The following is an 11,721-nucleotide window of genomic DNA, read 5'->3' as shown; positions in this document are numbered from 1 at the left end:
ATGAAAAAAGTAATTTTTATCGTTCAGTTCATTTTTTGTATTTACTGCCACGGACAAAACAAATCAGATTACAATATTAGTATTTTCAATGGGCAAACAATATCCAAAATTGATAAAAACATACGCAGTATTTTCCAAGACAAAAAAGGCAACTATTGGTTTGGTACAAATGGCGTTGGGGTATATCGTTATGATCCTTCGGCATCGCTCAAAGCAGGTGGAAAAACTTTGATTCAGTTTACTGAGAAAGACGGTCTATCAAATAATCAAGTACAAAGCATTCAAGAAGATAAATTCGGTAATATTTGGTTCGGAACTGGTCTTTTTAGTGTCAGTCGCTTCGATGGAAAATCTTTCACAACATTGACAAATAAAGAAAATTTGCAATTAAGCACCTATCCTGATAACGAATGGAGAATTGAGCCGAACGACTTATGGTTTTATGCAGGCAGTGGAGTTTATCGTTATAATGGTAAATCGCTTATTTATTTACCATTAAATAATTCTAAAAATTCACAAAGTTCACCTTATAATCTCAGTCGTTATGCAGTTTATAGTATTTTAAAAGACAAAAAAGGAAATATTTGGTTTGGCACACAAGCACAAGGCGTATGTCGCTACGATGGCAAAACCTTTACTTGGTTTACTGAAAAAGGTTTGAGTGGCCCAGCGGTACTTGGTTTATTTGAAGACAGTAAAGGTAATATTTGGTTCGGAAATAATGGTGCTGGCTTGTTTCGCTATGATGGAAAATCACTCATCAATTTTACAGAAGAAAAAGGATTGAGCAATAAAGAATTTAGGATTTCTGGAAAATCAGTTTCTGGCACTTTGGCTCGTATTTATGCAATAAACGAAGATAATAATGGAAACCTTTGGATAGGAACAGTGGACGCTGGTGTTTGGAAATACGACGGAAAAAACTTAACAAATTATTCCATAAAAGACGGATTAACGAGTAATGCCATCAATACTATTTATAAAGACAAAAATGGTGAACTATGGTTTGGAACAGATAGTGATGGTATTTGCCAATTCAATGGAAAGACCTTTACAATGTTTGTAGAAAAATAAAAAATTAAGTCAAAAAACAACATAAAATACACAAAATAAATGAAAAAGCATTACTTACAATCTCAAATCTACTTATTCCTATTATTAATCATAGGTGTAATGTCCTGCGATGGACAAAACAAAACCGATAATCAAGTAGTAACAAATGCTATTAAATCAGCCAAAATCATAAAACCTCAAGGCATCTATAAAGATGCTGCCATTGGCACGGGCATGCAAGATAAAGCAGGCAATATTTGGTTTGGTAGCAATGGTGAGGGTGTTTATCGCTACGATGGAAAAACTTTCACTCATTTTACAACAAAAGATGGACTGGATAATAACATTGTATATTCGATTTTAGAAGACAAAACTGGTAACATTTGGGTCGGTACAAAAACTGGGCTCAATCGTTATGTCCCTACGACACCGCCCAGTGCAGGTGGAAAAGCATTTACTCAAATACCAATTATCGTCAACAGAGGTAATAATTCATCACTTCTGAATGGCGTGTGGAGTATGATGCAAGATAAAAAAGGCACAATTTGGCTTGGAACTGATGAAGGAGTGTATTGTTACAACCCTTCGACTATGCTCGGAGGGGGCAGTATATATTTTACTCGTTTTTTAGATGATAGTAATATTATCAACAAAGACACATTGAAACTAAAAGCCATATTTTCAATCTTAGAAGATAAATCAGGCAAAATTTGGTTTGGTGCTTGCATGAACGAAGGCATTTCTCGTTACGATGGAAAAACCTTGACTAATATTATTCCTTACAACGATATTAGACGAGTCAATAAAATAATAGAAGATAGATCAGGCAATCTTTTGTTTGCATCTTCCTTCAACGGTGTGTGTCGCTACGAGCCTTCGGCCTTGCTCAAAGTCGGTGGAAAAGCCTTCTCAAAAAATGTTTTTATGAGAAAACAAGGTTATCAAGGTAATATTTTAAAAGATAAATCAGGCAATATTTGGTTCGATGAAAATAATGGGCTGGGTTTTTACGATGGTACAAAGCACAAAATCCTTACCGAAAAAGATGGTCTTCCTACCAGTAATATGTTTCCTATTTTAGAAGATAAATCAGGTAATATTTGGTTTAGCAGCATAGGCATGGGTTTGTACAAATATGACGAAAAATCTTTTACCAATTTTTCGGAATAGGGTACACGAAGAAAAAACACAAAATTATGAAAAGCATATTTCAAGATTATTAATTTAAACATACAAAAAACATGAAAAAAGTCATTTATACGCTGATTTTACCGCTAGTTGTGGTAGGCGGACTGGTATTTGCAAATCGTGAAATTAAAAATGAAACTCCTAAAAAGCCAATCGCAAAGCCGCTCTCTGCTGCTGAAATGAAAGCAGGAAGGAAACAATGGGAAGCTACTCTTGATGGTATGATGTTCAAACAATGGGAAGCATCTCCTGCGGGTAAAAAAGTGCTTGCTGGTGCTGCTAAAATAAGTAAGTCCATTAGAGATTCTACCAATATGGAGGCTGTTGTAACCTCTCTTTCACTTCCTGAAGGCTCAAGATTAGGTTTCGGAGTGATGGTCAGAATGAATGATGACGATTATATTCTTAGTTTTGGGCTGGAAAACGAAAATGAATTTCAGCAATTGCATAACCTGAAAGTCAACGACAAAATAGTTATTAGAAGTCGTGGTGTATCTTACGCACCCAAATACACCTATCCAATAGTATCGGGAGACTATGTAGAACGAGATAGTAAAATGATTTATAAACGAGCACCTCGCAAAGGTGGTTGCTAATGAAATAAATTCACAAATATACTTTTTGATCAGAAGGAACTTTAAAAGTAAATAGGATCAGTAATAAATTTTTAAAATAAAAATGATGAAATACATACAGGTTTATATGTTGCTCTTGGTGGTTATTTTTTGTACTTCCTGCAATGGACAAATCAAATCAAATGCCTCGAAACCAATTCCGAAAGTAATCAGAAGCTTTAAGCCAGCAGCTTTAGCTCCTGATTTTGACACTACCTTAGTTAGTCAATATATCCGAAATATTTTTCAGGATTCTAAAGATAATTTATGGTTTGGCACAATAGGCGATGGTGTAGTAAAGTACAATGTAACGAACCTAACTTATTATTCCAACCCCGATGGCTTTTATAATCAAACTGTCTATGCTATCAACGAGGATAAAAATGGGAATATGTGGTTTGGAACTGATCAAGGCATTTATAAATATGATGGAAAAACCTTCAAAAATTATAATCAAAAAGATGGTCTAAACCATGTAGATATCACTCGCAAAGGCATTCTTGTTGATAAATCAGGTAATATTTGGGTGGGTACGCACGGAGGAGTTTACCGCTATGACCCTGTGGCAGATAATGAGGGCAGAAAGAGTCTTTCATTATTTAAAGAATTAGGTACGATAAACATTGCGGGCATTATGGAAGACAGAAATGGAAACATTTGGTTTGCTTCGTCAGATAGAGGTGTCTTTCGTTATAATCTTGCAGAAGGAGAAAAAAGCCTTGTCAATTTCAATGAAACAGAAAATTTAGGCGAAAACTACGCGGGTGGTTTAGCTCAAGATAAAGCTGGCAATATGTGGTTTACAATGAAAAATGGTATTTGTAAATATGACGGTAAAACTTTTACACAATATACCTCCAAAGATGGCTTAGGCGGCACCGAATTTTGGGGAATAATCATTGAAGATTCGGGAATTATTTGGATTACAGCACGAGGCAGTACTACAAGATTTGACCCGTCCATTCCCCTACCAAATCCAAAAGCGTTTACTGTATTTACACCTGTCGATGGATTGAATTGTTGTGTACAAAGTATGTTTCAAGATAAATCTGGAAATATGTGGTGGGGTGCTGGGCAAGGTCTTTATCGGTTCAACGGCATTAGATTTTATCAGGTTAAGAAAAATGGCCCATGGTGATAGTGTAATTAATAATTTCTATTATTTAGTAATGTAATAGCGAACTACATTTAATTAATCCACACAACTTAATAAAAGCAACAGCTATTAAGTCAAATTTCTTTATTACTTTTTAAACCTATATAAATACGGTGCCTTATTTGCTGCACCAGTAAATTTCTTTTCGAGTCGTTCTAAAACATCCAAATCTAAGATTTTCTTCTGAAAGTTATTTCTGGCAAACGGTTTATCATAAACTGCCTCATAAAGTTCTTGTACTTCTTTCATAGTAAAAGTTTCAGGTAGCAAATTGAAGCCTATGAGTTTATGGTCTATGTTTTGACGTAGCGTTTCTAATGCATAAATTACCATATTATTATGATCCATAATCATTTGCGGCAAATCCTTTATATTATACCAACTGATTGATTCATCAAAATCTCCCTTTTTAGGATTAACCTTATTAATATCAACCAAGGCATAATATCCTATCGAGATAAATCTCTGGGTAAGCCAATCAATGTCTGTTTCTGTAAATGGATGTTGTTCGATCAATGCCTCTTTTAGCGAGTTGAATTCTTCAAAAACCTCTTTATTAGTTCGTTCAGTCTGTCCAAAAACCCTAAATTGTTCCAAATAGATATTTTTCAAATTTGTTCTTTCTTGTAAAATCCTCTGAGCAGCTTCATCAATACTTTCATTTTGCCTAATAAAACCACCAGGTAATGCCCACAAATCTTTTGACATCCTTATTTTCGGAATTAATACTTTTAATTCTTTTTCTTTATAACCAAAAATTACACAGTCTATCGAAAGCTGATGTATGTATTTCTCTCCGTCAAATAATTTCATGTTGATGAGTTTATTAAATTACAAAGTTACGGCTAATCCTGCATAAATGCCGTTCATAAAATATAATTATTCAAATATAAAATAAAATTAAAATTTATTGTCTAAAAATTAGACAATAAATTAAATTATTTTTACTTTTGTTTCAAAAATTCGTTTCTTCCTACCAATCACTATCTTAAAAATGAAAAAAATCATCAAAATTATTCTTTGGTCAGTATTGACTATTGTGATTTTATTAGGTGTTTTAATAGCAGGTTTTATTTACAAAGTAAAGAATGGTTTCCCTGTTTCGTATGAAACCAATGCTCCAAAAATTAATTTTCCTGCCAACCAACCTGCAATTTTATTGTTTTCAAAAGCAACTGGTTTTAGACACAGTGGCTCAATTGAAGCTTCAAAACCAATCATTGCTGATTTAGCCAAGAAAAACAATTGGTTTCTATACGAAACTGAAGAAGGGGGTGTATTTAACACTGAACAATTAGCAAAATTTAGTACCGTAATTTTCAATAATTCGACTGGCAGAGTCTTGAATGATGAACAACAAAAAGCTTTAGAACAATATGTAGAAAATGGTGGTAGTTTGATAGGTATTCATGGAGCAGGTGATAATTCACATCATTGGGATTGGTATGTCAAGAATTTGCTTGGAGCTGAGTTCTCACATCATCCTATCAAACCTCAATTCCAAAAAGCTGATGTTTTATTAGACCCAAAAGCCGATAGCACAATCACAGCACAAATTTCTCAGCCGTGGAATCATACTGACGAATGGTATGTGTTTTTTGAAAACCCTCGCAAAAAAGACTTCAATATTCTATATACGATCAATGGTGAAAGTATCATCCCGAATGGTGATGTACCGTTTTTGGCAAGTAATAAAAACTTTGGTATGGGAAAAGACCACCCAGTGGCTTGGAATAAAAAAATTGGCAAAGGTAAAACTTTTTATACCTCAATGGGACACGACGAAACAGTTTGGAAAGACCAAAACTTCTTAAAACTCATTGAAAATGCCATTAAATGGACAAATAATAAATAAAAACGCATTTTCTGAAAATAAAAAAAATGAATAAAGTAGCCATAATTACGGGTGCAGCACGAGGAATAGGTTTTGAAATTGCCAAACGTTTTCACGCTGAAAAATATCAAGTCGTCATTATTGATAGAGATAAAGAAACACTACAACAATGCAAAAATCAATTGAAAGGTGCGAAAAGATATGCGTATTTCCTTTGTGATGTGTCCAATCCAAAGCAAGTTAAAAGCACTTTTGATAAAATTACAACACAATTCCCTGCCATTCATGCACTCGTAAATAACGCAGGAATAGCTATTTTCAAACCAGCCGAAGAAGTGACATTTGAAGATTGGAGTGCTGTGATGGGAAGCAATTTGAATGGCACATTTCTTTGTAGCCAAGCGTGTTTACCAGCTTTGGTTGCTGGACAAGGTAGCATCGTAAACATTGCCAGTATTTCTGGCGTTCGAGCAAGCACTTTACGAATTGCTTATGGCACAAGCAAAGCTGCAATTATGCACCTTACCAAGCAGCAAGCGGTGGAATATGGCAATAAAGGTGTACGTGCCAATGCAGTTGCTCCAGGACCCGTAGAAACCGAAATGGCAAAGTTGGTACATAGTGCCGATATACGTACCTCTTATGCTGATGCTATTCCGTTGGCTCGCTACGGTACTACCGAAGAAATAGCTAATATGGTATATTTCTTATGTAGCCCTCAGGCAAGTTATATCAACGGACAAATTATTGCAGCTGATGGAGGTTTTGATGCCGCTGGAGTGGGTTTACCGAGTTTAAGAAACTAATTGATATGTAATTAAAATAATTCCGAAATCCCAATTCCCAAATTCCAAATGAAAAAACATATTTGGCTTGCCATAATTGCCTCCGCTTTAGGCTTTTTTGTTGATTTATATGATATTATCATTTTGAGTATCGTACGCTCAAAAAGCCTTTTAGAATTGGGGGTTCCAGAAGCCGAATTACTCTCAAAAGGTGTTTCTTTGATTAATGTCCAAATGGTTGGAATGTTGATTGGTGGATTTATTTGGGGAATTATTGGTGATAAACTTGGAAGATTATCGGTACTTTTTGGATCAATTATTCTTTACTCTTCAGCAACATTTGCAAATGCTTATGCTCCAAATTTTGAAATCTATTTATTGTTAAGATTCTTGGCAGGAGTTGGTTTGGCTGGAGAATTAGGTGCTGCAATTACGCTCGTAACAGAGCAAATGCCACAAAAATACCGAGGTATTGGCCCTGCGATTATCGGTGGAAGTGGTATGCTTGGAGCTATTGTTGGAGCGTATATTGGAGGAAAATATTCTTGGCAATTTACCTATCAATTAGGTGGAGGTTTAGGTTTTGCATTATTGATTTTAAGATTAGGTGTACTTGAATCGGGTCTTTTCAATCAGATGAAAGAAAAAACTACGAATAAAGGCAATTTGAGGTTGTTATTCAAAAATAAAGCTTACATCATTAAGTATATCAGTATTTGCGTATTAGGTTTTCCTGTTTGGTACGTCAATGGCGTCGTGATGACTTTCACTCCCGAAATTGCTAAGGCATGGGGCATGAATCCACTACCATCTGTTTCGGCTGTTTTTACTTATTATTTTATCGGTCTCACTTTTGGTGATTTGACAGGTGGTTTTGTCAGCCAATATCTACAAAGTCGTAAAAAAGCCATTCGATTGTATTTATCGCTTTATGCACTTGGAGCAATTGTATTCTTTGCTATTGGAAATCAATCACTTACACTTTATTACGGACTTTTACTATTTCTTGGCTTTTGTGTAGGCTATTCAATCGTTTTATTGACTCTTGCAGCCGAACAGTATGGTACAAACATAAGAGCAACAGTAACTACCTCCTCATTGAATATTCTCAGAGCTACCGTAATTCCACAAACCTTGTTATTTGGCTTTCTTAATCCATATATCGGTACTGTTTATTCGGCAATGGTAGTAGGTGTAGTGGCAATTATACTTGCCTATTGGGGTCTAAGTAATCTTGAAGAGACTTTCCATAAAGATTTGAATTATACGGAAGAATAAAATTTAATTAACGTTTATTATAAATTCAATTTCATGAAACAAAAGCGTACAATAAGCATAAAAATGCTATCTAAGATTGCATTTATGCTATTATTTGTCAATTCATTGTTTGCTCAGACTAAAATTAATGTATTGGTCTTCAGCAAAACAGCAGCATTTAGACACCAGTCTATCGAAGCGGGAAAAACTGCACTTAGCAAAATGTCAAAAGACAAAGGTTTTGGTGTAAGTTTTACAGAAGATGCAAGTCAGTTTACTGAGTTAAATTTAAAAAAATATAACACTGTTATCTTTTTGAATACTACTGGCGATATTTTGAACAATGAACAGCAAACTTCATTTGAGCGATATATTCAAGCGGGTGGCGGTTATGTTGGAATCCATGCAGCAACTGATACTGAATATGAATGGCCTTGGTACAATAAACTGGCTGGAGCTTGGTTTCTTGACCACCCAAGTACACCAAGTAATGTACAAAAAGGACGTTTTTTTGTGACACAAAAAAATGAGTTCACTGTAGGAATGCCAGATTCTTTTGAACGCACAGATGAATATTATAGCTTTAAAGACATTTCTTCAAAAATCAACGTAGTATTGAAAATTGATGAAAAAAGCTATATCGGAGGGCACAATGGCGATAACCACCCAATTAGTTGGTTTCAAGAGTTTGAAGGTGGGCGTTCGTTCTACACAGCAATGGGCCATACTGATGAAACTTTTGTTGAACCACTTTTCTTAAATCATCTTTATGCAGGTATCAAATATACTGCAGGAGGCGATGCTCCAAAACCACTGGATTTCTCAAAATCAAAACCAGAAGAAAATCGTTTTACGAAAGTAGTTTTGGAAGAGAAATTGGATGAACCAATGGAACTTTCACTTTTAGACAAAGACCGTGTGCTTTTCATCCAACGTAAAGGTGATATTAGATTGTATAATGTAAAAACAAAGACCCTTAAAACAATTGCCAAACTTCCTGTAAGTTTGAAATATGTTAACAAAGAAGGCAAAGAATCAGTAGCCGAAGATGGGCTATTGGGCTTGAACAAAGACCCTAATTTTGCACAAAATCAGTGGATTTACTTATATTATTCTTCTACTAAAGGTTCTTACAATCAACTTTCAAGATTCACTATGAAAGGCGATGAAATACTTTTAGAATCTGAAAAAGAAATGCTAAGAGTAGCAACACAACGTGAAGAATGTTGTCATACAGGTGGCTCAATTGCGTGGGATAAAACAGGAAATTTGTATTTATCAACAGGTGATAATACCAATCCTCATGGTTCAAATGGCTATAGTCCAAGTGATGAACGTCCAGGTCGTGAATCATGGGATGCTCAAAAATCTTCTGCAAATACCAATGATTTACGTGGAAAAATCATCAGAATCAAGCCTCAAGCTGATGGTAGCTATACCATTCCTGAAGGAAACCTTTTTCCAAAAGGTATGGCAGGTACTCGTCCTGAAATTTATACAATGGGACACCGTAATCCATTCCGTATTTCAGTTGATAAAAAAACTGGTTATGTTTATTGGGGAGAAGTTGGACCTGATGCTTCAAAGCCAGACTCAACTCGTGGCCCAGCTGGACATGATGAAGTTGGACAAGCTCGCAAAGCTGGCAATTTCGGTTGGCCACATTTTGTAGGAGATAATAAAGCTTATCATAAATTTGATTTTGTTAATAATAAATCTTTAGAATTATGGGATGTAAATGCCCCAACCAATACTTCGCCAAATAATACTGGTTTGAAAGTATTACCACCTGCTCAAAAAGCTTTTGTATGGTATCCTTATGGTGAATCGAAAGAGTTTCCTTTAGTTGGAAGCGGTGGTAGAAATGCAATGGCAGGGCCAGTTTTCTATTCAGAAGACTTTAAAACTGCTACGAGAGCCTTCCCAAAATATTATAATGGAAAATTCTTAGAATACGAATGGATGCGTGGTTGGATAATGGCCGTAACAATGGATAAAGAAGGCAACTATGTTTCGATGGAGCGTTTTATGCCAAGCTACAAATTCAGCAATCCAATGGATATGGAATTTGCAGACAATGGTGATTTATATATGCTTGAATATGGTAGTGGTTGGTTCACAGCCAACGACGATGCACGTTTGATTCGTATTGAATACAATGGTGGCAATCGTAAACCACAACTGATGATGGCAGCTAACCAAATGGGTGGCTCAGTGCCTTTCAACTTGAAATTAACATCAAAAGGAACAAATGATGCAGATGGTGATTTATTAACTTATACTTGGAAAATTACTTCAAAAGAAGGTTTCAATAAAGTAATTGCTACGCCAGATGCGAATTTGACGCTTAGTAAAATAGGAACTTACAAAGTTACACTTACTGTAAATGATGGGAAAGGTGGCATCAATACACAATCAATGGAAGTTACAGCGGGTAATGAGCCTCCAATGCTGAGTTTGGAAATGCCAACGAGTAATAAAACTTTCTACGTTGCTAATAAATCTTTCCCTTACGAAATCAAAGTAAAAGATAAGGAGGATGGAGAACTTGACAAAGGCATTACTGCTGAAAATGTAGCTGTAAATATTGATTATTTAGCTGAAGGTTTCGATAAAAATATGATTGCGATGGGACACCGTTCGGCAGATGCAAGTGCTGCTTATGCTACTGGCAAAAAACTCATTGAGGGTAGTGACTGTATGGCTTGTCATAGCAAAGAAAAGAAATCTATCGGGCCAGCTTATCGTGATGTTTCTAATAAATATAAAGGCGATAGCAAAGCTTTAGAAAACCTTACAAAGAAAATCATTGCTGGTGGAAGTGGCGTTTGGGGAGAAACAGCGATGGCGGGTCACCCACAACTTTCTACAGCTGATGCTTCTGAAATGGTAAAATACATTTTGAATATTGCCAACGAAAAACCAAAAGAAAAAGGTTTACCAACAAAAGGTATGTTTACCGCTAAAATTCCTTCAGCAGATAAAGGAAAAGGCGTATATATTGTGCGTGCAGCTTATGAAGATCAGGGTGCAAATGGCTTACCTTCTTTAAAATCAGAGCAGAGTTTCGTATTGAGAAACTCGAAAATTGACCCACATGGATTTGATGAATACGTTGACATTAACAAAATGGCTTTCAGCGGTAGAAATTTAGCTATTCCTGCAAAATCGGGTTCTTTTATGGCAATGAAACAAATTGATTTGTCAGGACTAAAAGAATTGATTGTGATGGCAACCGCTCCAAAACCGCAACTGAATGCCGTAGGTGGAAAAATTGAATTACACTTAGGTAGTCCAAAAGGTCAATTATTAGGCGAATCTCAATTCTTAGAAGCATCTGACAAAATGGACTTTAATCCTAAAATGGTCAGTGTGCCAATCAATCTAACTGGAGTAGCGACTGATAAATTGCAAGATGTTTATGCAGTTTTTGTCAACACAAAAGCAGAAGGCTCACTGATGGTTGTGATGGGACTTGAATTTAAACTTGTGAATGAGGGTACTGTCATTGCTGAACCAAAAGCAGATGCTACAGGTGACTTCTTCGCAGGAAAATGGAATGCTAAAATGATTGGAACTCCAGGTGGAGATGTAGCAATTGATTTTATTATTGAACGCATAGGAGGCAAACTAACAGGCAAAATGGTTTCGGAGAAAATGGGTGGAAGCCAAGATTTAGACAAAATCGAGGAGATTGATGCTAATAAAATCAAAGTTTTCTTTTCGGCCAATGGTATGAGTATAAATATGGAATTAGCCAAAGAAGATGCCGATAATTTCAAAGGCAGATTAATGGGAATGTTTGATGTAAAAGGTAGTAGAGTTAAGTAATTT

The 11,721-nt window shown here is 35.6% G+C and carries 9 protein-coding genes; 8 read left to right on the top strand and 1 reads right to left on the bottom strand.

From position 1 onward, the window contains the following. The 4 genes from ACQUQZ_RS10230 to ACQUQZ_RS10215 all read left to right on the top strand — a co-directional run bounded on the left by ACQUQZ_RS10230 (position 1) and on the right by ACQUQZ_RS10215 (position 3,993). Positions 1–1,074 carry a ligand-binding sensor domain-containing protein gene (locus tag ACQUQZ_RS10230; RefSeq protein WP_435354826.1) on the top strand — a complete coding sequence of 358 codons (1,074 nt, stop codon included), beginning with the start codon at positions 1–3 and terminating at the stop codon, positions 1,072–1,074. Positions 1,075–1,113: 39 nt separating this feature from the next. After that, positions 1,114–2,223 carry a ligand-binding sensor domain-containing protein gene (locus ACQUQZ_RS10225; RefSeq protein WP_435354824.1) on the top strand — a complete coding sequence of 370 codons (1,110 nt, stop codon included), beginning with the start codon at positions 1,114–1,116 and terminating at the stop codon, positions 2,221–2,223. A 71-nt stretch (positions 2,224–2,294) separates the two neighbouring features. Beyond that, complete coding sequence (locus tag ACQUQZ_RS10220) at positions 2,295–2,837, top strand: hypothetical protein (RefSeq protein ID WP_435354823.1); 543 nt, start codon at positions 2,295–2,297, stop codon at positions 2,835–2,837. 85 nt (positions 2,838–2,922) lie between these two features. Continuing rightward, a complete protein-coding gene (locus ACQUQZ_RS10215; protein ID WP_435354821.1) occupies positions 2,923–3,993 on the top strand; it encodes a ligand-binding sensor domain-containing protein in 1,071 nt (356 codons plus the stop codon). Between the two features lie 105 nt (positions 3,994–4,098). On the opposite strand, the gene ACQUQZ_RS10210 is transcribed toward ACQUQZ_RS10215, so the two are convergent. Then, positions 4,099–4,824: an NUDIX hydrolase gene (locus ACQUQZ_RS10210; protein ID WP_435354819.1), complete on the bottom strand. Its 726-nt coding sequence runs from the start codon at positions 4,822–4,824 to the stop codon at positions 4,099–4,101. 181 nt (positions 4,825–5,005) lie between these two features. Between ACQUQZ_RS10210 and ACQUQZ_RS10205 the strand changes: the two genes are divergently transcribed. From ACQUQZ_RS10205 to ACQUQZ_RS10190, 4 genes are read left to right on the top strand one after another with little or no spacing between them, the layout of a single operon-like run. Further along, positions 5,006–5,866, top strand: coding sequence for a ThuA domain-containing protein (locus tag ACQUQZ_RS10205; protein ID WP_435354817.1), 861 nt, complete (start codon positions 5,006–5,008; stop codon positions 5,864–5,866). A gap of 26 nt (positions 5,867–5,892) precedes the next feature. Beyond that, positions 5,893–6,651, top strand: a complete 759-nt coding sequence (locus tag ACQUQZ_RS10200) for an SDR family NAD(P)-dependent oxidoreductase (RefSeq protein ID WP_435354815.1) — start codon at positions 5,893–5,895, stop codon at positions 6,649–6,651. Positions 6,652–6,699: 48 nt separating this feature from the next. Next, positions 6,700–7,908, top strand: coding sequence for an MFS transporter (locus ACQUQZ_RS10195; protein ID WP_435354813.1), 1,209 nt, complete (start codon positions 6,700–6,702; stop codon positions 7,906–7,908). Between the two features lie 33 nt (positions 7,909–7,941). Further along, positions 7,942–11,718, top strand: coding sequence for a ThuA domain-containing protein (locus tag ACQUQZ_RS10190; protein WP_435354812.1), 3,777 nt, complete (start codon positions 7,942–7,944; stop codon positions 11,716–11,718). Positions 11,719–11,721 lie beyond the last annotated feature (3 nt).

Origin of the sequence: Emticicia sp. SJ17W-69, assembly GCF_051209875.1 — a bacterium.
GTDB lineage: Bacteria > Bacteroidota > Bacteroidia > Cytophagales > Spirosomataceae > Emticicia.
Note: the sequence above shows the minus strand (reverse complement) of the source record. Positions and strands in the feature narration are given on the sequence as shown.

What these genes read in the sequence shown, in the direction of transcription:
- ACQUQZ_RS10215 (WP_435354821.1), top strand. Translation starts at nt 2,923, where the DNA reads ATGAAATACATACAGGTTTATATGTTGCTCTTGGTGGTTATTTTTTGT.
- ACQUQZ_RS10220 (WP_435354823.1), top strand. Translation starts at nt 2,295, where the DNA reads ATGAAAAAAGTCATTTATACGCTGATTTTACCGCTAGTTGTGGTAGGC.
- ACQUQZ_RS10195 (WP_435354813.1), top strand. Translation starts at nt 6,700, where the DNA reads ATGAAAAAACATATTTGGCTTGCCATAATTGCCTCCGCTTTAGGCTTT.
- ACQUQZ_RS10190 (WP_435354812.1), top strand. Translation starts at nt 7,942, where the DNA reads ATGAAACAAAAGCGTACAATAAGCATAAAAATGCTATCTAAGATTGCA.
- ACQUQZ_RS10200 (WP_435354815.1), top strand. Translation starts at nt 5,893, where the DNA reads ATGAATAAAGTAGCCATAATTACGGGTGCAGCACGAGGAATAGGTTTT.
- ACQUQZ_RS10210 (WP_435354819.1), bottom strand. Translation starts at nt 4,824, where the DNA reads ATGAAATTATTTGACGGAGAGAAATACATACATCAGCTTTCGATAGAC.
- ACQUQZ_RS10225 (WP_435354824.1), top strand. Translation starts at nt 1,114, where the DNA reads ATGAAAAAGCATTACTTACAATCTCAAATCTACTTATTCCTATTATTA.
- ACQUQZ_RS10205 (WP_435354817.1), top strand. Translation starts at nt 5,006, where the DNA reads ATGAAAAAAATCATCAAAATTATTCTTTGGTCAGTATTGACTATTGTG.
- ACQUQZ_RS10230 (WP_435354826.1), top strand. Translation starts at nt 1, where the DNA reads ATGAAAAAAGTAATTTTTATCGTTCAGTTCATTTTTTGTATTTACTGC.